Origin of the sequence: Ectopseudomonas composti (assembly GCF_001567565.1) — a bacterium.
GTDB lineage: Bacteria > Pseudomonadota > Gammaproteobacteria > Pseudomonadales > Pseudomonadaceae > Aquipseudomonas > Aquipseudomonas composti_A.
Genome location: NZ_LSSW01000031.1, coordinates 123,334 through 143,974, shown reverse-complemented (window position 1 = coordinate 143,974; position 20,641 = coordinate 123,334). Strand labels below are relative to the sequence as shown.

The following is a 20,641-nucleotide window of genomic DNA, read 5'->3' as shown; positions in this document are numbered from 1 at the left end:
CTTGCAACGGACCCTGCCGACAGTACCAACAGGAATTGACTGATGGCCTTGCTCTACTACCAAAACCTTCAACACCACCGCCCCGACGTTCTCATGCGCCGGGTTTTTCATGGCCTCAAAGACTTCAACGAGTTCCTTCAGGTCTCTGAGAAGCATCTCAGCAGCGACCACGCCGTCAAGCGGCTGGGCTGGGCGGCCGCCTTCCGGCCGGATGGCCTCGACGATAACCCCGCGGGCTTCTGGATCAGCCTGGAGCCGCCCGAAGACCGGCCCAGCGAACCGGAAGCGACCTTCCGTGCGTTTCTCGACGAAGACGCGCGCGAGGTCTACGAATCTGCTGCGCCCGATCGCCTGGGCGTGCAGTTCAGGTTCAATCGCCAGCGCTCCCTGCGCATCCTCGACCGCGACCCCGCCGGCCAGCGGCTGCTGCTGGAGCGCCAACCCAGCGAGAGCCAGTTATTGCTGCGCCCCAACACCAATACGCTCCGGCGCCAGCAGGAGGCCATCGCTTGCCTACAGGACACCCCTTCGGTCGGGCACCGTCCATTGCTGCGCCTGCTGGAGAGCCACGACCATGCGCGCTGGCCAGAGCTGGCTGCCCCTGCCCTGGCGGGCGACGCCTGGAAGCTGCTGCTGGATCTTGAACGCCCCGGTACCGACGAGCAGCGCCGCTTCGTCGAACAGGCCTTGCACACCACTGATTTCATGTTGCTGGAAGGCCCGCCAGGCTCTGGTAAAACCACCGCGATCTGCGAGCTGATCCTGCAGATGGCCGAACAGGGCAAGCGAGTACTGTTGTGTGCCTCGACCCACGTGGCCGTCGACAATGTCCTGGAAAAGCTCATGGACGCCCGCAACCGCCATCGCGACCAGATCATCCCCATCCGTATCGGCGATACCCGCAACGTTTCCGAAAAAGCCCGCAAATGGCAGCTGGAGACTTTTCGCACAACCGAGCGCAAGCGCCTACAAGCGGCATTGAGCCGTCAGCAAAACCCGAGCCAGGCGCAACGGACACTGCTCGATGCGCTGCGCCAGGATGACCACGTGATCACTGAACTGGTCCTGAGCACCGCCAACCTGACCTGCGGCACCACCACAGGCATCCTCCAGCATCCGGACCTCAAGCGCAGGCACAGCAACCACCCTCCATACGACATGCTGATTCTCGACGAGGCCTCCAAGACCACGTTCCACGAATTTCTCGTCCCCGCCGTACTGGCAAAGCGCTGGGTCATCGTTGGCGATCCGCTGCAGCTCGCACCTTTCGTGGATGATCAGGCCATGGCAGCGAACCTTGACGCCTGCCTGCCCAAGGCAGGGCTGCGCAACGCCTGCGTCGATGCGTTCATGGCCCGCCATAAAAAGCGTGGCTGCGTGATCGCCAACCCCGACGCACAGGCGCGCCAGGCCTACATGGCTCAAGCCAACGCATTGGGGGTAAAGCTTGCCCAGGCGGAGGAGCCCGCCTCACTGGAGGATGCCTGGATTGTGCTGGGGGCAGGCGAAACCCTCGGCGCACGCCTGGATGAGCTGCCGCTGGATGTCACCCTTGTGCGCGGCCAAGCCCCGGCCATGCTTGAGCGCCGTGCAGCAGCAGCCCGCCGGCGGATCCCGCGCCTGAGTGTCGCAGAGCCCGTGCCAGACTGGAGTATGGAGGTTGCGTGGCGCATCAATGCCGAGTACGAGCAACGCCACGCCAGCCAGGACGACCGCTCAGAACAAACGCGCATAGCCCGCCAGATCGAGGCCTTGATGCCGGTCGAAGGTTCAGGGGCGACACCCGATCATGTGAACAGGAACGTCGATCGGGTACGCAAGGTGGTCCTGCCCTCGATCCTCGAATCCCTGCAGGAAGGGTTTGGCCGCAACCGGCAAGCACGAAACGGCAACGCGCTGAGCGACGGCCTGCCCGAGGCGGTCCTGGCCTCACGGCACGTACGGCTGAGTCATCAGCACCGCATGCACCCCGATATCGCGGCGTTTTCGCACCAGCATATCTATCAGGGCCAGGCGCTGTTCAGCCCGGTGCGTATGACCGCCGAGCGCACCTGGAGCTACGACCGGCACCCCGCCACCTGGCGGCATGTCAAGGCACGCTACGATGGCCAAGCGGACAACAATCCGGCCGAGGTCGAAGAGCTCATCGCAGAACTCAAGCGCTTCGAGCGTTGGGCTGGTAAAAACCGCAGGGATGATGGCCACCCCTGGGAGGTCGCGGTGCTCACCTATTACCGCGGGCAGGAGCGGGCATTGCGCAACGCGCTACGCAAGTGGTCTGCCAACGGCCATGCCCAGCACCATTTCGCCAGGGGCGCGAAAGGCAGCCCCTTCATCACCCTGGACCTGTGCACCGTCGATCGTTTCCAGGGGCACGAAGCCGACCTGGTGCTGCTGTCGCTGGTACGCAATCACATAACCCCCTTCCTGCGCAGCCCGAACCGCCTGAATGTCGCCCTGACCAGGGCGCGCTACTGCCGGATCATCGTGGGAGATCGCCATGCCCTGGGTAAAGACAAGGACAGCCTGCTCGGCAAACTCGCCGCTGAAAAGACCTGGGAGACCTCGCTGCATGAAAAACACTGACGCCGAACGCGGCGATATCGTCCTGAGCCGTCAGGTGAGCATTTTCTGCTGGCACGTGATCGGTGAGGTGGCGCGGGCCACCCAGCGCCCGGAGTTGCTGCCGCTGCTGCAACGGGCTGGCGTGAGGGAGGCCATCGACGCCCACGACATCGCCGTGCACCTGTTCTGCGAGCCCTCCCGCCAGGCTGCGGCCCAGCGCCTGCTGGACATCGCCTGCGGGCTAGGGTTGCTGCAACCGTTGCCGGAGCCTGGCGCACAGAGCCCCAGGCGTCGCAGCTACAGCCTGACCGAACTCGGCCAGGACGCCTTGCAACGCCAGCAAGTGTTCGTGCCTGAGTACGCCTGCTGGCGGCTATGGGCCAGTGATGACCCCTTGTTGGAGTGCCCGGTGCTGCTGGTCGAACCGTTCGAGGAGCCCCGTGCCAGGCAGGATGTCTATAGCAAAGAGCCCCCAGCCCACGAGAAAATCCCGACTTGGCTGAACCAGGCCTTGCGCAAGACCATCACGCCCCCAGGTAACAAGGAAGCGCTGCGCATCGAGCTTCTGGAAAAGAACCTGCAGCCGCAGAAGACCGAGGCGACGCTAATTGCCACCTGGGACGTCGACCAGAGCTGTTTGCAGTTGCACGGCAATCTCGGTGGGACGCCCATCGATACCCCCTCCGATGCGCCGCAACTGAGCGCACAAGCCGTCTGGCAGGGGCTGCTGCAGTCGGCCGGGATGCTGGACGACTGGGATGATCAGGCGCGGGCATTGAAAAGGTCTTTCGACAGCAGCTCGGATGCCGAGCGCAACAGCCTGCGTGGCGACCTGCGCGTACCCGCGCCGGAGCTTGCCGAGCTAGGTAGTTTCGATGACCTGCGCATCGCCCGCGTGGCACTGACTCCGCGCTCGCACGACGACGCCCAGCGCTGGGCACGATGGCGCCTGCTGGAGCACGTCAATCACTATGCCAGCAGCGAACGCTTCAACACCTGGACTGTGGAGGCCTACGCCCCCTTCCTCAGCTTCGAGCTGAGCGCCCCCCGGCGCAAGGATCTTGCCGAGCAGACCTGGCTGCGACGAGAAAACAGCCGCGCCACCACCCTCTGGCACCTGGTTGCCGCTGAAGATTGGGGACTGTGATGAACACCAAGATGACCAACCCCTGGGTACGCACCCACACCGAAGTGCTCGACCAACGTGCCTTACCCATGCCTGCAGCATGGCAAGGGGCCCGGGCGCAGCGCCTGCCAACCTCGGAGATAGGCCACTCGATCTACGTTTCCGGCAACCAGGGCGCATTGCGCGCCGAACTGATCGCACTGCTGGATCAGGCAGTGGACATGGCCGTGATCTGCAGCTTCCTGATCGCAGACCCCGTCTTCGAGGCAGCGCTGAAGGCCACCGCTGAGCGTGGCGTACGAGTGTATGTGATGGTGGCCTCGGAAGCGCGCCTGGGCAGGGAACCGAACCAGGGCGAGTTCGACCAGAAGACCCACGCGCACCACAAGGCGATGCTCAAGGCATTGGGCAAGTCCGTGCTTTTCCGTACGGCTGCGCACTTTCACGCCAAGGTCGTCCTGATCGACCCCTACACCCGGCCGGCCGGCATCCTGCTCACCGCCAACCTCACGGAGGGCGCCCTCACGCGCAACGAAGAACTCGCAGTGCGCCTGAGTCCGACACAAGCCGAGGGCATCGCCGGGTACCTGCGCTGGGCTATGTGGCAAACGGCGGAGCATGAATTGCTCGACGGCCACGACTTCAAGGCTGCCAAACCCGTCAAGGGCGTGCAGCACCCAGTACCCCAGGCCGGCATCCGCGCCACCACGGCCGAGCACAAAGGCATCGCTGAACACCTGCTGTATGCGTTGAACAACGCCTCAACCCAGATCATCATCAGCAGCTTCGGCTGGGACCTGCGACATCCGGTGGTCGAACTACTGTGCCAGCGCGCCCGTGAAGGGCTGAAGGTGACGGTGCTAGCACGGATACGCCCGTCGGCCATGCCAGCGCTGTTGGCACTCGCCGAAAGCGGTGCGCAGGTTCACGGTTTCAAGTGGTTGCATGCCAAGGCACTGTGGACCGATGCCGGAGACGCCATGGTGATGTCGGCAAACCTGGAGCCGCACGGACTGGACGATAGCTTCGAGCTTGGCGCGCTGCTGGATGCGCACCAGTCCGAAGAGCTCAAGCAGCGCCTGCTGCACTGGCAGGCCGTCGCGCCCTGGCGGTTGCTGCCAGCCCCCGTGCTGGGGGACCTCAGTGGGGAGGTGCAACTGTGGTGCAACGGTCGGCTGGACCAGATACAGATCCTGACCGTCGCTGAAGTCAATCTGGGCGAGGTAGTTGCCGAGTCCGCCCATCGCCTGGAGGCGCCCCGCCCGGAAGTATCCAAGCCTGAGCCAGCTCACCAGTTGAAATGCAACTGGACAGTCACCGCCCCTTACAGCAACCCGAAGGCCAGCCCTCACATGCGCCCCGCGCAAGGCAAGGAAAAACCTCGCCCCTACACCCCCAACGTACTGCGCGAACCAAGCGGGCGCCTCACGGTAGCGATCAGCCAGCCAGGCGAGCTGGACTCCGCCGTCCAACTGCTTGGTGAAATCGGTGCTGCCGCCGTAGTCATCGACAGCAGGTCACGCCAATGAGCGATACGCTACTTTGCTGGCATGCGGAACGAGCCGGTCTGGTGGTACTTGAAGGCGCGCTCGGCAAGTTTGCCGAGCTTGGCGTCCGGATCAGCCGGGTCATTTATCTGGTCCATACGCACAGCGCTGCCGACATCCCGCGCAGCATCGACGGTGCGCACATCGAATCGATCAGGATCGAACTGCCTGACCCTACTCAGCACCAGACCATCCATGACTCGATCCAGCGCCAGGTACTACCCAAGTTGAAGCACGTCGAAGGTTGTCTGCACCTGAACCTCTCGCCGGGTACTCCTGCGATGCACAGCGTCTGGTTGATTCTGCATGCCGGCGGGGCATTTGCACCCGGCACGCGCTTATGGTCATCCCAACCCGGCCGGCTTGATGCCGTGCAATTTGAGGTCAGCACCTACCTCGCAGAGGTACGTCGGCAACAGCGGTTGAAGCCGAACGTGCCATCCTACGATCCAGAAGCACGTTCGACAGCACGGCGCGAGGCAATGAATTGCCTGTTCCGCTATGCCCGGGTGGCAGGGGCTCCGTTGCTGATACTGGGAGAGCGCGGCACTGGCAAGAGCCGTCTTGTGGAAACCCAGGTGGCAACGCTCAAGCAGCGACAGGGCAAAGTAGTCACCCTCGCCTGTGGCGGCCTGGAATCGAGCCTGGCGGAAAGCATGTTGTTTGGCCACATCAAGGGCGCCTTTACTGGCGCTGCGCAAGCGCGCGATGGCCTGCTCGCGCAGGCCAGTGGCGGCATTCTGTTTCTTGATGAAATCCAAGATCTACCACGGCCCGTGCAGCGCCAGCTGGTGAGGGTGTTCCAAGATCGTCAGCGACGCTACCGCCCCATCGGCAGTGACAATGAGATCAGCGTCGACTTCGAATTGGTCTGTGCCTCGAACCTGTCTATGACCCAACTGCGCGAGCGGTTGGACGAGGACCTGTGTGATCGCCTGAGCCACCTTTGCGTGTCGCTGCCCGCCTTACGCGAATGCCGCGAAGACCTTCAGGAAGATTGGCAACGAGTCTGGGCAGATTGCCGCGTTGACGTAAGGCTTCCAGCGGTCGCCCCTTGGTCGCAGGCACTGCAAAAGCGGCTGGCGGAACACCCTCTGACTGGCAATCTGCGTGATTTACAACGCTTGGCGGCACTCTGCATGGCCTGGTTCGAACCTGGCAATCCGACCCACTGGCTGGACACAGCGATTCAACAGTGGTCCCTTGCCGACCAAAGCCCGCCAACGCCCGAGCCGGTTCGGACAGGCAGCCGTGAGGAACAAACCAGGCGGTTTCAGGCGGAGCTGGCACTACAAGCCAAAGCCGCTAAAGGAAGTTGGAAGGCCGCCGCGAAAGCATTAGGCTGCAGCGTAAAAACGCTGCAGCGCGATACCGAGGGATACTGACGTACTACAGCGGAGCTCGCAGGGCCGATAGCAGCCTCGCGTGAGCGGTTGCTATCGGCCCGAAGGTTGAGCCTCAAATCTCGGACAGATGTCTGAGCATAGGACCTTTTACTCCTAGCCTGCTTAACAGCTCCTGAAAGCCCCCAAACTAACTATCCCCCCTGATGCAGGTGCTACATGGGTGTCGCAGTCAGCGCGCGACAAAATTGATACTCACAAAGCAAGAACCAGTGGTGGCACAAAAAGTGGCACAAAATTCCAGTCACCGATAAAACACCCGCCCATAAAAAAATCCAGTCACCGCTAAGTGACTGGATTTTCTAGGGTTTTTTGGTCGGGACGGAGTGATTCGAACACTCGACCCCTTGCACCCCATGCAAGTGCGCTACCGGGCTGCGCTACGCCCCGACGATGCTTCCGGGTGACCGGAAGCGGGAGGAACTATACATTAAGCTTTTGAAATAAGGCAACTTTTTCTTAGCCTTACTTCTTCAGGACGTGCAAAACGTCCTCAAGCTCAGCGATCATCTGCTTGATCAGCTGACGATACTGGGTGGTATCGTCTTTGGCCTCATCACCTGAGAGACGCTGACGCGCCCCACCGATGGTGAAACCTTGATCGTACAGCAATGCTCGAATCTGCCGAATCATCAGCACGTCCTGGCGCTGATAGTAGCGGCGGTTGCCCCGCCGCTTTACCGGATTCAACTGTGGGAATTCCTGCTCCCAGTAGCGCAAAACGTGAGGTTTGACCGCACAGAGCTCGCTGACCTCACCGATGGTGAAGTAACGTTTGCCGGGAATTGCCGGTAATTCGTCGTTATGACTTGGTTCCAGCATAGGCCTCGACCCTGGCTTTCAATTTTTGCCCTGGACGAAAAGTGACCACACGGCGAGCCGTGATCGGAATCTCTTCCCCTGTTTTCGGATTACGGCCCGGTCGCTGGCGCTTGTCGCGCAAGTCGAAGTTGCCGAACCCGGACAGCTTGACCTGTTCGTTAAGCTCAAGAGCCTGGCGGATCTCTTCAAAAAACAGTTCCACCAGTTCCTTGGCTTCCCGCTTGTTCAGGCCGAGCTCTTCATACAGACGTTCCGCCATTTCAGCTTTCGTCAGAGCCCCCATACGCTACTTCCTTAACGTGGCGTTGAACCTTTGTTCGAGGCAGGTGAGGATGTTTTGCGTAGTAGTACTCACCTCATCGTCATTAAGAGTGCGCGATGGATGTTGCCAGGTCAAGCCAACAGCAAGGCTTTTTCTATGCGGATCAATACCTTTACCGTGATAGACGTCAAATAGCTTGAGGTCTGTCAGCCATTCGCCTGCAGTTTCTCGGATTGCCGACAACACGGCTTCGGCCGGCTGCTCGCGATCGACCAGCAACGCCAGGTCACGACGTACTTCAGGGAAGCGAGACAATTCGCTGAACGCAGGCATACGACCAGCAGCGACTTCGGCCAACACTAGCTCGAAGAGGAACACCGACTGATCCAGGCCCAGGGTCTTGGTCAGCTCCGGGTGCAAGGCTCCGATGAAGCCGACCAGACGCCCTTCCCTCTCGATACGAGCGGTCTGGCCTGGATGCAGAGCAGGATGCTCGCCCGGCACGAAGCTGAATGCATCGGCCGCGCCGGCATAACCCAGCAACGCCTCGACATCAGCCTTCAGGTCATAGAAATCGACGCTCTCACGGCCGTTGGCCCAGCCTTCCGGCAGACGGCTCCCAGTGATCACACCCGCAAGCATGGCCTCCTGCTGCAGACCTTCCAACTGGCCGACGAAGCGCAAGCCGCTTTCGAACAGGCGCACACGCGACTGCTGACGGTTGAGGTTGTGCTGCAGCGCCTTGACCAGGCCCGGCCACAGCGACGAACGCATGGCAGCCATATCGGCAGAGATCGGGTTAGCCAACTGCAGCGGCTCGACGCCAGGGGTGAACAGCTCGAACAGCTTAGGATCGATGAAGCTGTAGGTGATCGCTTCCTGGTAGCCACGGGCGACCAGCAGGCGACGCAGAGCCGGCAGTTCGGCACGCGCTTCGGCCTTGGCCTGTGGCGCCAGGCGAGCCTGCGGGTAACGCACCGGCAGGCGATTGTAGCCATACAGGCGGCCCAACTCTTCGATCAGGTCCACTTCCAGACTGATATCGAAACGGTGGCTCGGCACACTGACCTGCCATTGACCGGAGCCCTGAGCGCTGACGCCCAGCCCCAGTGCGGCGAGCAGACGTTCGACTTCGGCACCGTCCATGTCCATACCCAGCATCTGACTGATACGCTCGGCACGCAGCGTGATGGGCGCCACCTTGGGCAGATCGGCCTCGCTGGCGACCTCGATGATCGGCCCAGCTTCACCGCCGACGATCTCCAGCAGCAGCGCAGTGGCGCGCTCCATCGCCTTGCGCGCCAACTGCGAATCGACACCACGCTCGAAGCGGTGCGAAGAGTCGGTGTGCAGGCCATAGGAACGGGCCTTGCCAGCTACGGCGATGGTGTCGAAGAAAGCGCTTTCCAGGAACAGGTCACGCGTCTTGTCGCTCACACCGCTGTGTTCACCACCCATTACGCCAGCAATGGCCAGAGCACGACCATGGTCGGCGATCACCAGGGTGTCAGCGCGCAGGCTGACTTCCTGGCCATCGAGCAGCACCAGCTTCTCGCCCTCTTCCGCCATGCGTACGCGAATGCCGCCGTTGAGCTCGGCGAGATCGAAAGCATGCATCGGCTGACCCAGCTCGAGCATCACGTAATTGGTGATATCCACTGCCGCATCGATACTGCGGATATCGGACCGACGCAGGCGTTCGACCATCCACAGCGGGGTCGGCCTGGACAGGTCGACGTTGCGTACCACGCGCCCCAGATAGCGCGGGCAAGCATTGCTCGCCAGCACCTCGACCGGACGCACTTCATCGTGGGCGGGCGCTACGACTTCGACAGCCACCGGCGAAACTGCAGCGCCGTACATGGCTCCGACTTCGCGAGCGAGGCCGGCGAGCGACAGGCAGTCGCCACGATTGGGGGTCAGGCCGATCTCGATGCTGGCATCGTCGAGACTCAGGTAGGCCCGGATGTCCTGCCCGACAGGCGCATCCGCCGCCAGCTCCATCAAGCCGCTATTGTCTTCGCTGACCTGCAGCTCGGAAGCCGAGCACAGCATGCCCTGCGACTCCACGCCACGCAGCTTGGCCTTCTTGATCTTGAAGTCGCCCGGCAGCTCGGCACCGATCATGGCGAACGGAATCTTGATGCCGGCACGGGCATTGGGCGCACCGCAGACGACCTGGAAGGTCTCGGCGCCATTGCTCACCTGGCACACGCGCAGCTTGTCGGCATCCGGGTGCTGTTCGGCACTGAGGATCTCACCGACCACCACACCACTGAAGACACCGGCCACCGGCTGCACCGCATCGACCTCTAGGCCGACCATGGACAGGCGCGCGACCAACTCCTCACGGGATACGTCGGGGTTCACCCAGCTGCGCAGCCACTGTTCACTGAATTTCATGTTGTCTGTTCTCCTTAAACGAATTCGATCACGAGGGACGGTGGCTAGCGAAATTGCGCCAGGAACCGCAGGTCGTTATCGAAGAACAGGCGCAAATCATTGACGCCGTAACGCAGCATGGCCAGGCGCTCGACGCCCATACCGAAAGCGAAGCCAGAGTACTTCTCCGGGTCGATGCCACTCATGCGCAGCACGTTGGGATGAACCATGCCGCACCCCATCACTTCCAGCCAGCCGGTCTGTTTGCACACACGGCAGCCTTTACCGGAGCACATCACGCACTGCATGTCGACTTCAGCCGAAGGCTCGGTGAAGGGGAAGAACGATGGACGGAAACGCACGCCCAGCGGCTTCTCGAAGAACACTCGAAGAAACTCCTCGATGGTGCCCTTGAGGTCGGCAAAGCTGATGTCCTCGTCGACCAGCAGGCCTTCGACCTGATGGAACATCGGCGAGTGAGTGATATCGGAGTCGCAACGATAAACGCGGCCGGGGCAGACGATGCGGATCGGCGGCTGCTGCGATTCCATCGTGCGCACCTGCACCGGCGAGGTGTGAGTGCGCAGCAGCATGTTCGCATTGAAATAGAAGGTGTCATGCATCGCCCGCGCCGGGTGGTGGCCGGGGATGTTGAGCGCTTCGAAGTTATGGTAGTCGTCTTCGACTTCCGGGCCTTCGGCAACGCTGAAACCAATATGGGTGAAGAACTGCTCGACACGCTCCAGCGTGCGGGTGACCGGGTGCAGACCACCGGAGGCCTGGCCACGGCCAGGCAGGGTCACATCGATACGCTCGGAGGCCAGCTTCTCGGCGAGCAGAGCCTGCTCAAGCACGGATTTGCGGGCATTCAGAGCGTCTTGCACCTGGTTCTTGGCAGTATTGATCAGGGCGCCGGCCTGCGGGCGCTCTTCAGCCGACAGCTTGCCCAGGGTCTGCATCAGGGCTGTCAGCTCGCCTTTCTTGCCAAGGTACTGAACCCGGAGCTGTTCCAGGGCATTGACATCTTCGCTTTGTTGCACGGCCTCGAGCGCTTGGGAGACCAATGCATCCAGATTTTCCATTTACAGACTCCAGATACGAAATAGGGGAAGAGCTGTTAAGGCTCTTCCCCTATCTTTGACGTTGCCACCGGGCGAGCCCGGTGATTGTCGGGGGACTTAAGCCAGAACGGCCTTGGCCTTCTCGACAATCGCAGCAAACGCCGCTTTTTCGTTCACTGCCAGATCAGCCAGAACCTTACGGTCGATTTCGATCGACGCTTTTTTCAGGCCAGCGATCAGACGGCTGTAGGACAGACCGTTGACGCGAGCACCAGCGTTGATACGAGCGATCCACAGTGCGCGGAACTGACGTTTTTTCTGACGACGGTCACGGTAGGCATATTGACCAGCCTTGATGACAGCCTGCTTGGCAACACGGAACACACGCGAACGAGCGCCGTAGTAGCCTTTAGCCAGTTTCAGAATCTTTTTGTGACGAGCACGAGCGATAACGCCACGCTTAACACGAGCCATGAGTAATTACCTCTAAGTATCTTGACCGATTAACGAACGCGCAGCATGCGCTCGACTTTAGCTTTGTCCGACGGACCGATCAGCGAGCTGCCACGCAGCTGGCGCTTACGTTTCGTGGACATCTTGGTCAGGATGTGGCTCTTGAAAGCGTGCTTGTGCTTGAAGCCTGTAGCAGTCTTCAGGAAGCGCTTCGCAGCACCGCTCTTGGTTTTCATTTTTGGCATGTTTTGTACTCCGCATTCATTAACAACTGATAACCATCAGGCCTGCCAGTGCCCGGTAGATTATTTACGCTTCTTGGGAGCGATGACCATCATCAGCTGGCGTCCTTCCAGCTTAGGATGCTGTTCTACGGTGCCGAGCTCGATCAGGTCTTGTTCGACCCGCTTGAGCAGCTCCATACCCAGCTCCTGGTGAGCCATCTCACGGCCGCGGAATCGAAGCGATACCTTGGCCTTGTCCCCATCTTCAAGGAAACGTATCAGGTTGCGTAGTTTTACCTGATAATCCCCTTCTTCCGTCCCTGGACGAAACTTGATTTCTTTAATCTGTTGCTGGTGCTGGTTCTTCTTGGCGATAGCAGCCTGCTTCTTCTTCTCGAACAGGTGCTTGCCGTAGTCCATGATGCGGCAAACTGGCGGCAGCGCGTCAGCAGAGATCTCTACCAGATCCAGCTTGGCTTCTTCAGCCACGCGCAATGCCTCATCGATCGAAACAATACCGACCTGCTCGCCGTCAGCACCAATAAGGCGCACTTCACGAGCGGTGATATTTTCGTTGATCGGCGCCTTAGGGGCGGCCCGCTTGTCCTGTCTCATTTCACGCTTAATAGTTATTACTCCAAATCTTGGCGACCACGCCGGGAAACCGCTTGCTGCAACTGCGCCGCGAATTGCTCGATAGGCATTGACCCCAGGTCAACGCCTTCGCGGGTGCGCACAGCAACGGATCGTGTCTCGACTTCCCGATCTCCAATAACCAAGAGATAGGGAACCTTGAGCAAGGTATGCTCGCGGATTTTAAAGCCGATCTTTTCGTTTCTCAAGTCAACCTTGGCACGAAAACCGCTTTGATTGAGAGTTTTCTCGGCTTCGCGGGCAAAATCGGCCTGTTTATCGGTGATATTCATGATCACCGCCTGAGTGGGTGCAAGCCAGGCCGGGAAGGAACCTGCATAGTGCTCGATCAGCATGCCGATGAAACGCTCGAAGGAACCGAGGATCGCACGGTGCAACATGACCGGACGCTTACGATTGTTGTCTTCGGCGATATAGCTCGCATCCAGACGCTCGGGTAGGTTCGGATCGTACTGCAGCGTACCACACTGCCAGTTACGACCCAGGCAGTCGCGCAGCGTGAATTCGATCTTCGGACCGTAGAACGCGCCCTCGCCCGGCTGATATTCCCAAGCCAGACCGGATTCATTGAGCGCCTCAGCCAGCGCACCCTCGGCGCGATCCCACAGTTCATCGGAGCCCACACGCTTGGCAGGACGAGTCGAGAGCTTCATGGCGATATCGCTGAAACCGAAGTCCGAATAGACCTGCAGGGTCAGCTTGATGAAATCGGCCGCTTCTTTCTTGACCTGATCTTCGGTGCAGAAGATGTGCGCATCATCCTGCACGAAGCCACGCACACGCATGATGCCGTGCAGCGCCCCAGACGGCTCGTTGCGGTGACAGGCACCGAACTCAGCCAGACGCAGCGGCAGGTCGCGGTAGGACTTCAGGCCCTGATTGAAGATCTGCACATGGCACGGGCAGTTCATCGGCTTGACCGCATAGTCGCGGTTTTCCGAAGCCGTGGTGAACATGTTCTCGGCGTAGTTGGACCAGTGCCCCGAACGCTCCCACAGGATGCGATCGACCACCTGCGGCGTGCGCACTTCCACGTAGCCATTCTCACGCTGCACCTGGCGCATGTACTGCTCCAGCACCTGGTAAACGGTCCAGCCGTTGGGGTGCCAGAAGACCATGCCCGGCGCTTCTTCCTGCAGATGGAACAGGTCGAGTTGCTTGCCGATACGACGGTGATCGCGCTTCTCGGCCTCTTCGATGCGCTGAATGTAGGCGGCCAGCTGCTTCTTGTCCGCCCAGGCAGTGCCATAGATACGCTGCAGCTGCTCGTTCTTCGAGTCGCCACGCCAGTAGGCACCGGAGATGCGGGTCAGCTTGAACGCCTTGAGGAAGCGGGTATTCGGCACGTGCGGGCCACGGCACATGTCGACGTATTCTTCATGGAAATACAGGCCCATGGCCTGCTCGTCCGGCATGTCGTCGATCAGGCGCAGCTTGTACTCTTCACCACGGGACTTGAACAGCTCGATGACGTCGGCGCGCGGCGTCATCTTCTTGATGACGTCGTAGTCCTTGTCGATCAGCTCGGCCATGCGTTTCTCGATGGCCGCCATGTCTTCCGGCGTGAAGGGGCGATCGATGGCGATGTCGTAATAGAAGCCTTCATCGATGACCGGGCCGATCACCATCTTGGCATTCGGATACAACTGCTTGACCGCATGCCCAACCAGGTGAGCACAGGAGTGGCGGATGATCTCCAGCCCCTCTTCGTCCTTCGGCGTGATGATCTGCAGGGTGGCATCGGTATCGATGACGTCGCAGGCGTCGACCTGCCTGCCATTGACCTTGCCAGCCAGGGTGGCCTTGGCCAGACCCGCACCAATGGATTGAGCGACCTCCAGCACGGATACCGGATGATCGAACGAACGTTGACTGCCGTCGGGAAGAGTAATGATGGGCATGGCGCCTCCTCTCCTAGTGGTGACCCCTACCAAAGGTCACGTGGGTTGGGATGAGCCAGGAAGCGATTCGGCGGTATGCCTGCCTAACGATGGCAGGAGCCCGAAGGCCAACCAGAACGAACCAGAGTCACTGGAAGTAAAGAGTGCGGATGCTTTCAGAAAGCCTGAGCCCTGACAAGCCGCCAGCTGAAACAAAAACGGAAAAACCTGCCGCCTTCTCCCGAGCAATTCGGGAAATAAAAAAGGGGTCGCTTAGCGACCCCTTTTTATCGATTTGGTAGGCACAATTGGACTCGAACCAACGACCCCCACCATGTCAAGGTGGTGCTCTAACCAACTGAGCTATGTGCCTTCGATGGGTGCGCATTCTACGCAGATCTTTTTGCCCGTCAACAAGTTTTTTCGCTAACTCACTGAAATAGGCCAATTTTTTTCGAAACCGGGTCGTTGAATATTTTGCACGGCCACTAGCCGGCTATTTTCAACTCAGGTAGCATCGGATCATTCGTAAAAAATAAAGAACAGAGGTTCAATATGGCGCACACGGCATATCCCCAATCCTATTACGCCGCCTCAGCCACCCCAGTCCCGCAACGCCCAGCCCTGCAAGGCGAGGTGGAAACCGATGTCTGCATCATCGGTGCAGGCTACACCGGTCTGTCCACTGCACTGTTTCTCCTGGAGAACGGTTTCAAGGTAAGCATCGTCGAAGCGGCCAAGGTCGGCTTCGGTGCTTCCGGCCGCAACGGCGGGCAAATCGTCAACAGCTACAGCCGCGACATCGACGTGATCGAGCGCACTGTCGGCCCCAAGCAGGCGCAACTGCTCGGGCAGATGGCATTCGAGGGCGGCCGCATCATTCGTGAGCGCATCGCCAAGTACGACATCCAGTGCGATCTGAAGGATGGTGGCGTCTTCGCGGCGCTGACCACCAAGCAGATGGGCCACCTGGAAGCGCAGAAGAAACTGTGGGAGCGCTACGGCCACACCCAGCTGGAATTGATGGACGCCAAACGTATCCGTGAAGTCGTTGCCAGCGAGAACTATATCGGCGGCATGCTGGACATGAGTGGCGGCCATATCCATCCGCTGAACCTGGCGCTGGGCGAAGCCGCTGCGGTGGAATCACTCGGCGGCGTGATCTATGAGCAGTCCCCTGCTACCCGCATCGAGCGCGGCGCCAACCCGGTGGTGCACACCCCGGAAGGTCGCATCAAGGCCAAGTTCGTGGTGGTCGCGGGTAACGCCTACCTGGGCAACCTGGTGCCGGAGCTGGCGGCCAAGTCGATGCCGTGCGGTACGCAGGTCATCACCACCGAGCCCTTGAGCGATGAACTGGCTGCCAGTCTGTTGCCGCAGGACTACTGCGTGGAAGACTGCAACTACCTGCTCGATTACTACCGCCTCACCGGCGACAAGCGCCTGATCTACGGTGGTGGCGTGGTCTACGGTGCGCGCGACCCGGCCAATATCGAGGCGATCATTCGGCCGAAGATGCTCAAGACCTTTCCGCAGTTGAAAGACGTGAAGATCGACTTCGCCTGGACCGGTAACTTCCTGCTGACGCTTTCGCGCCTGCCGCAGGTCGGCCGTATCGGCGACAACATCTACTACTCGCAAGGTTGCAGCGGCCATGGCGTGACCTATACGCACCTGGCGGGCAAGGTCCTGGCCGAGGCGCTGCGTGGCCAGGCCGAGCGCTTCGATGCCTTCGCCGGCTTGCCGCACTACCCCTTCCCGGGCGGTCGCCTGTTCCAGGTACCGTTCAGCGCCATCGGCGCCTGGTACTACACGCTACGCGACAAGCTCGGCGTATAACCTTCCTTCACTCCAATGAAAACGGCGCCCTCGGGCGCCGTTTTCATATGCATCACGGACAAAGCGGCAAGGCCTGACACTGCCCGGCAACGCCAGCGGCCTTGGGGGGCACGGCAAAGCGCGCATCATCTGGTGCCAGACGCTGTGCGCAAGCCTGGGCCTGCTGCGCCTCACGGGCGCAACCCTGCTCGCCCAGCACCTGCGACAGGTTGAACCAACCCGCAGCGAAAGCTGGCTCGCGCTTCAGACTCTCGCGCAACGCCTGCTCGGCGCCCTTGCGATCGCCATCGGCGTAGCGGCTGTTGCTCAGGGCGAACCAGGGCAGCGACTGCTCCGGCCAGGCCTCGGCAGCACGACGATAGGCACGCCGCGCCGGCTGGGCATTGCCGGTTTGTTCGAGGTCGTTGGCGGCCTTCATCCATACCTGCATGTCGGCCTGTGCCGGCAGGCGCTCGGGCGGCAGGGTCACTACCGCCCAGCGACCACCGCGCGCCCAGGTTCTGTCGAAGCTGTTGAAGCTGTCTTCGAGCCTGCGTGTGGTGGCCGAACGCAGGACCAGCGTGCGCTCGCGACGGTCGTAACCCACCACTACCGCGAAGTGCCATTGCGGGTACCAGTCGAAGGCCAGGTTCTGCAGCACCAGCACTGGGTTGCCGGCTGCCACCTCGGCAAGCACTGCCTCCAGGCGCGGCTGCAGCGGATACACCAGCATTTCGTGGTTGCGCGCGGCGGCGACCATCTCCACCTGCAGGCTGCCCTCACGACTGGGGATGTACACCTTGTCCTTGAGCGCACCGGGCGTGGTCAACACGCCACGCTGGTTGAGCATGGTGGCCAAGGCGGCTGGCCCGCACTGGTAGGCGTTCTGGGGGAAGAAGGGAACGTCGGTGAGTTCTACCCGCTCAGGCAGACGCTCGCCCACCGGTGATAACACCGGGGAGCGAGCGCAGGCTGTGAGTAGAACGATCGATGCGATGCAGCAGAGGCGAATCAGCGATTTATGCATTTAACGAAACTGAAGATGTTGGTGGCGCACAGCATATCAGTGATGATGAAGATCACCAGAAACAACACGATGATGCCGACCACACCCGCACCGGCCGGCGCCTGATCCAGCTGCTGGTTGAACTGCGCCAGTTCGGCCGGGGTCAGGCTGGCGATGCGCGACTCGACCTGATCACGGTCGACGCCCATCGACACCAGTTTCTCCTTCACCTGCTGGTCATCGAGCATGGCCATCAACTGCTCCTGATCCACCTTGTGCTGCTGCTCGGCGATTACCTCGTGAGTGCCGACCATTGCCGCGTTCGCAGCAGGAATCTGCACCACCAGCAGCAGATGAAACAGCGCGGTCATGGCTGCCAGGCGGCGCATAACGGGGTTCATGGAAATTGTCATTGTGGTTATCTCCTGAGGGACGAGGTAGCCAATAGACAGCCCCAAAATCGCTCAGGTTCACTCCGCCAGCCGGCTGCCGTTCACGCGTCCATCAGCAGCTGGCTGAGCACCGCACGCAGCTTGCCGGGCTTGACCGGCTTGTTCAGCAGCGGCGCGCCCAGGCTCTGCAGCTCACGGCGACAGGCATCACTGCGGTCGGCGCTGATGATCAGTGCCGGAATCGGCCGGGAGAATTCGTCACGTAGCTGCTGGATCACCTGGCAACCGAGCACGCCGTGATCGAGGTGATAATCCGCCAGGATCACCTCCGGCGCCCTGCCCTGCAGTCGCTGCAGCGCCTCAGGGAAATCGACCGCCGTGACCACCTCGCAACCCCACTGGCCGAGCAGCGCGTCCATGCTATGGAGGATGTCCACCTCGTTGTCGATCACCAGCAGACGCCGCCCCGGCAAGGGATTGCCGAGAATCGGTTGCGCCACGGACGGCACCTGCCGCTGCGGCATGGCCTGCGCCAGTGGCACGCGGATGCTGAACACCGAGCCTCGCCCAGGCTGCGAACGGACCTGTACCGGATAACCCAGCATACGCGCGATGCGCTCGACGATGGCCAGGCCCAGGCCGACACCCTTGCGCTCAGCGGCGCGGCCGACCTCCAGCTGATTGAACTCGAGGAAAATCTTGTCCAGCTGATCCACCGCGATGCCGCGGCCGCTGTCCCACACCTGCAGTTCGACGAAGTCGCCACGGCGGCGTGCGCCGAGCAATACGCCGCCGCGCTCGGTGTAACGACAGGCATTGCTGAGGAAATTACGCAGGATGCGCGTCAGCAGACGGAAATCGGTGTGCACCGCATAGTCGGCGATGCGTACGCGCAGACGCAGGTCATTGGCGCTGGCGACGCTGTCGAACTCAGAGGCCAGCGGCGCCAGCAGCTCTTCGAGACGATAGACGTCGACATCCGGCTTGATCGCTGCCTGATCCAGCTTGGAGATATCCAGCAGATCGGCGAGCAGATCTTCGGCGCCTTCCAGCGCCAGATGGCTGCGCTCGACCAGATTGTGCTCGGCGCTCGGCAGTTCACGCTCACGCAGGGTGGAGATCAGCAATCGCGCCGCATTGAGTGGCTGCAGCAGGTCGTGACTGGCCGCGGCCAGGTACTTGTCCTTGCTGCGGTTGGCCGCCTCGGCGGCGTCGCGCGCCTCACGCAGGGCCAGTTCGATGCGCTCGCGCTCTTCGATCTGGCGCTGCAGGTTGCGGTTGGATTCGAGCAGCTCATAGGTGCGCGCGGCGACGCGGCGCTCCAGCTCGTCGTTGAGTTGTTGCAGACGTTGCTGTGCCTGCTTGCGCTCGGTGATGTCGGCGACGAAGCCTTCGAAGACGCCCTCGCCTTCGGGCTTGAGCAACAGGTTCATCAGCACGTCGATGGTGCTGCCATCGCGCCGCCGCAGACGCGTTTCATAACCGAGCAGGGCCTGGCCCTGGCTCAGGCGGTTTCGAATCACCTCCAGTTCATCGAAACCGCCGACGAACAGATGCCGGGCCAGATCGCTGAGCGACCACAGCACCTGCTGCGGATCGTCATAACCGAGCATACGCGCCATCGCCGGATTGGCCGCCAGCACGCCGTCCTGCAGACTGGCCTGGATGATGCCGTGCACGGCGTGCTCGAACAGCCATTTGTAGCGGTTGCGCTCGGTTTCCAGCTCTTCCAGGCGTGCCAGCAGCTCGGGGTAATGACTCTTGCGCGCCGACTGGCTGCCAAGCCCCAGCAGTCCTGCCAGCGCTTCGTCAGAGCGCCTCGCCATAGACCACCTCGACATCTCGCTGAGTCGACTCGCGCGGATTGGTCAGGATGCACGGGTCATCCATCGCATGGCTGGACAAAAACGGAATGTCCGAAGTGCTCACGCCATGCAGGCCGAGCGTCTCGCGGAAACCCATGGCGTGCTTGAAGGCGATCAGGTGCTCGACCAGGCGCTGGCGGATCTGCGCGTGATTGAGGCCACGGCAATCGATACCCAGGGTTTCGGCGATGACCTTGAAGCGCTCCGGCGCCGCGCTGTAGTTGAATGCCACCACGTGCTCGACCAGCACGGCGTTGCACAGGCCATGCGGCAGGTCGAGAAAACCGCCCAGGCTGTGGCTCATGGCATGCACCGCGCCGAGGATCGCGTTGGAGAAGGCCAGGCCGGCCTGCATGCTGCCGAGCATGATTTTCTCGCGCAAAGCGATATCGCCCGGATTGGCGATCATCTGCACCAGATTGCCGTTGATCAGGCGCATGGCCTCCAGCGCATGGGGGTCGGTGAGCGGGCCATGGCCGGTGGAAACGAAGGCCTCGATGGCATGCACCATGGCGTCGATGCCGGTACAGGCTGACAGGAACGGGTCCATGCTCAACGTGGTTTCCGGGTCGATCAGCGACACGTCCGGCACCACCGCCTTGCTGACGATGGAGAACTTCATCCGCTCCTGCTGGTTGGAGATGATCACGAACTGCGACACATCGGCCGAGGTGCCGGCGGTGGTCGGGATCAGGATCAGCGGCGGGCTGGGCACACGAATGGTGTCCACGCCCTCGAATTCGAGAATGTTGCGGCCGTGGGCGACGACGATGCCGATGCCCTTGGCGCAGTCCATCGGGCTGCCGCCACCGACAGCGACGATGACGTTGCAGCCCTCGCTGCGATACAGCTCGGCGCCCTCCATCACCTCTTCCACGCGCGGGTTGGGCGACACACGGGTGTACAGGCAGTAAGCGATGCCCTGCGCCTGCAGGCTGGCCTCGACATCACCGGCCCAACCAGCAGCGACCACACCGGGATCGGAGACGATCAGCACCTTGCGTGCACCGAAGGTCTTGGCGTAGTTGCCGACGTTATGCCGCGAGCCGGCACCGAAGATGATCTCGGGGGAAACGAATTTGCGTAGTTGATTCAAATCGTGGCTCATACAACGGCCTGAGATTTCTTGTTATGGAATGGCGATCAGCCTACTGCATTGCTGGGTTTATGCAATGCGACCT

General features: G+C 61.2%; 17 protein-coding genes and 2 tRNA genes. 5 read left to right on the top strand and 14 right to left on the bottom strand.

Translation table 11 applies throughout. The features are described from left to right. Positions 1-42 precede the first annotated feature (42 nt). From PCLY_RS22240 to PCLY_RS22225, 4 genes are read left to right on the top strand one after another with little or no spacing between them, the layout of a single operon-like run. Positions 43-2,586 (top strand): DEAD/DEAH box helicase family protein, encoded by a 2,544-nt coding sequence (locus PCLY_RS22240; RefSeq protein WP_061242387.1) that lies wholly within the window; start codon positions 43-45, stop codon positions 2,584-2,586. Next, positions 2,573-3,712: a hypothetical protein gene (locus tag PCLY_RS22235; RefSeq protein ID WP_061242385.1), complete on the top strand. Its 1,140-nt coding sequence runs from the start codon at positions 2,573-2,575 to the stop codon at positions 3,710-3,712. The genes PCLY_RS22240 and PCLY_RS22235 overlap by 14 nt, the downstream gene beginning before the upstream one ends. Then, positions 3,712-5,220: a phospholipase D-like domain-containing protein gene (locus tag PCLY_RS22230; protein WP_061242383.1), complete on the top strand. Its 1,509-nt coding sequence runs from the start codon at positions 3,712-3,714 to the stop codon at positions 5,218-5,220. The genes PCLY_RS22235 and PCLY_RS22230 overlap by 1 nt, the downstream gene beginning before the upstream one ends. Beyond that, a complete protein-coding gene (locus PCLY_RS22225; RefSeq protein WP_061242381.1) occupies positions 5,217-6,623 on the top strand; it encodes a sigma-54-dependent transcriptional regulator in 1,407 nt (468 codons plus the stop codon). The genes PCLY_RS22230 and PCLY_RS22225 overlap by 4 nt, the downstream gene beginning before the upstream one ends. A gap of 331 nt (positions 6,624-6,954) precedes the next feature. On the opposite strand, the gene PCLY_RS22220 is transcribed toward PCLY_RS22225, so the two are convergent. The 10 genes from PCLY_RS22220 to PCLY_RS22175 form a co-directional block, all read right to left on the bottom strand. Next, positions 6,955-7,031 (bottom strand) — tRNA-Pro (locus PCLY_RS22220). Between the two features lie 75 nt (positions 7,032-7,106). Beyond that, entirely contained in the window at positions 7,107-7,463 is a 357-nt protein-coding gene (locus PCLY_RS22215) for a MerR family transcriptional regulator (protein WP_013716019.1), read from the bottom strand. After that, complete coding sequence (gene ihfA / locus PCLY_RS22210; RefSeq protein WP_003243414.1) at positions 7,444-7,746, bottom strand: integration host factor subunit alpha; 303 nt, start codon at positions 7,744-7,746, stop codon at positions 7,444-7,446. Before ihfA ends, PCLY_RS22215 begins: the two co-directional genes overlap by 20 nt. A gap of 3 nt (positions 7,747-7,749) precedes the next feature. Continuing rightward, a complete protein-coding gene (gene pheT, locus PCLY_RS22205; RefSeq protein WP_061242379.1) occupies positions 7,750-10,128 on the bottom strand; it encodes a phenylalanine--tRNA ligase subunit beta in 2,379 nt (792 codons plus the stop codon). Positions 10,129-10,172: 44 nt separating this feature from the next. Next, entirely contained in the window at positions 10,173-11,189 is a 1,017-nt protein-coding gene (pheS, locus tag PCLY_RS22200) for a phenylalanine--tRNA ligase subunit alpha (protein ID WP_061242377.1), read from the bottom strand. 96 nt (positions 11,190-11,285) lie between these two features. Continuing rightward, on the bottom strand, positions 11,286-11,642 hold the full coding sequence (gene rplT, locus PCLY_RS22195) for a 50S ribosomal protein L20 (protein WP_003461224.1): 357 nt from the start codon (positions 11,640-11,642) through the stop codon (positions 11,286-11,288). 29 nt (positions 11,643-11,671) lie between these two features. Beyond that, a complete protein-coding gene (gene rpmI, locus PCLY_RS22190) occupies positions 11,672-11,866 on the bottom strand; it encodes a 50S ribosomal protein L35 (RefSeq protein WP_003461222.1) in 195 nt (64 codons plus the stop codon). A gap of 60 nt (positions 11,867-11,926) precedes the next feature. Continuing rightward, a complete protein-coding gene (infC, locus tag PCLY_RS22185; protein ID WP_197432229.1) occupies positions 11,927-12,478 on the bottom strand; it encodes a translation initiation factor IF-3 in 552 nt (183 codons plus the stop codon). Then, the gene (gene thrS, locus PCLY_RS22180) at positions 12,478-14,400 is read right to left on the bottom strand and encodes a threonine--tRNA ligase (RefSeq protein WP_061242374.1); all 1,923 of its coding nucleotides are present in this window, start codon (positions 14,398-14,400) and stop codon (positions 12,478-12,480) included. The genes infC and thrS overlap by 1 nt, the downstream gene beginning before the upstream one ends. Before the next feature lie 275 nt (positions 14,401-14,675). Beyond that, positions 14,676-14,752, bottom strand: a tRNA-Val gene (locus PCLY_RS22175). Between the two features lie 182 nt (positions 14,753-14,934). Here PCLY_RS22175 and PCLY_RS22170 point away from each other — a divergent pair. Then, positions 14,935-16,218: an NAD(P)/FAD-dependent oxidoreductase gene (locus PCLY_RS22170; RefSeq protein WP_061242371.1), complete on the top strand. Its 1,284-nt coding sequence runs from the start codon at positions 14,935-14,937 to the stop codon at positions 16,216-16,218. Positions 16,219-16,270: 52 nt separating this feature from the next. On the opposite strand, the gene PCLY_RS22165 is transcribed toward PCLY_RS22170, so the two are convergent. The 4 genes from PCLY_RS22165 to ercA form a co-directional block, all read right to left on the bottom strand. Then, positions 16,271-17,224 carry a PA2778 family cysteine peptidase gene (locus PCLY_RS22165; RefSeq protein WP_394326861.1) on the bottom strand — a complete coding sequence of 318 codons (954 nt, stop codon included), beginning with the start codon at positions 17,222-17,224 and terminating at the stop codon, positions 16,271-16,273. Then, a complete protein-coding gene (locus PCLY_RS22160) occupies positions 17,209-17,616 on the bottom strand; it encodes a PA2779 family protein (RefSeq protein WP_061242367.1) in 408 nt (135 codons plus the stop codon). The genes PCLY_RS22165 and PCLY_RS22160 overlap by 16 nt, the downstream gene beginning before the upstream one ends. 80 nt (positions 17,617-17,696) lie before the next feature. Beyond that, complete coding sequence (locus PCLY_RS22155; RefSeq protein WP_061242365.1) at positions 17,697-19,421, bottom strand: hybrid sensor histidine kinase/response regulator; 1,725 nt, start codon at positions 19,419-19,421, stop codon at positions 17,697-17,699. Then, the gene (gene ercA / locus PCLY_RS22150; RefSeq protein ID WP_061242363.1) at positions 19,405-20,568 is read right to left on the bottom strand and encodes an alcohol dehydrogenase-like regulatory protein ErcA; all 1,164 of its coding nucleotides are present in this window, start codon (positions 20,566-20,568) and stop codon (positions 19,405-19,407) included. The genes PCLY_RS22155 and ercA overlap by 17 nt, the downstream gene beginning before the upstream one ends. Positions 20,569-20,641: the final 73 nt, after the last annotated feature.

Coding starts and splice junctions, on each gene's coding strand:
- rplT (WP_003461224.1), bottom strand. CDS start 11,642: ATGGCTCGTGTTAAGCGTGGCGTTATCGCTCGTGCTCGTCACAAAAAG.
- pheS (WP_061242377.1), bottom strand. CDS start 11,189: ATGGAAAATCTGGATGCATTGGTCTCCCAAGCGCTCGAGGCCGTGCAA.
- PCLY_RS22235 (WP_061242385.1), top strand. CDS start 2,573: ATGAAAAACACTGACGCCGAACGCGGCGATATCGTCCTGAGCCGTCAG.
- PCLY_RS22165 (WP_394326861.1), bottom strand. CDS start 17,224: ATGCATAAATCGCTGATTCGCCTCTGCTGCATCGCATCGATCGTTCTA.
- pheT (WP_061242379.1), bottom strand. CDS start 10,128: ATGAAATTCAGTGAACAGTGGCTGCGCAGCTGGGTGAACCCCGACGTA.
- PCLY_RS22240 (WP_061242387.1), top strand. CDS start 43: ATGGCCTTGCTCTACTACCAAAACCTTCAACACCACCGCCCCGACGTT.
- PCLY_RS22225 (WP_061242381.1), top strand. CDS start 5,217: ATGAGCGATACGCTACTTTGCTGGCATGCGGAACGAGCCGGTCTGGTG.
- PCLY_RS22155 (WP_061242365.1), bottom strand. CDS start 19,421: ATGGCGAGGCGCTCTGACGAAGCGCTGGCAGGACTGCTGGGGCTTGGC.
- PCLY_RS22215 (WP_013716019.1), bottom strand. CDS start 7,463: ATGCTGGAACCAAGTCATAACGACGAATTACCGGCAATTCCCGGCAAA.
- thrS (WP_061242374.1), bottom strand. CDS start 14,400: ATGCCCATCATTACTCTTCCCGACGGCAGTCAACGTTCGTTCGATCAT.
- PCLY_RS22170 (WP_061242371.1), top strand. CDS start 14,935: ATGGCGCACACGGCATATCCCCAATCCTATTACGCCGCCTCAGCCACC.
- rpmI (WP_003461222.1), bottom strand. CDS start 11,866: ATGCCAAAAATGAAAACCAAGAGCGGTGCTGCGAAGCGCTTCCTGAAG.
- PCLY_RS22230 (WP_061242383.1), top strand. CDS start 3,712: ATGAACACCAAGATGACCAACCCCTGGGTACGCACCCACACCGAAGTG.
- ercA (WP_061242363.1), bottom strand. CDS start 20,568: ATGAGCCACGATTTGAATCAACTACGCAAATTCGTTTCCCCCGAGATC.
- PCLY_RS22160 (WP_061242367.1), bottom strand. CDS start 17,616: ATGACAATTTCCATGAACCCCGTTATGCGCCGCCTGGCAGCCATGACC.
- ihfA (WP_003243414.1), bottom strand. CDS start 7,746: ATGGGGGCTCTGACGAAAGCTGAAATGGCGGAACGTCTGTATGAAGAG.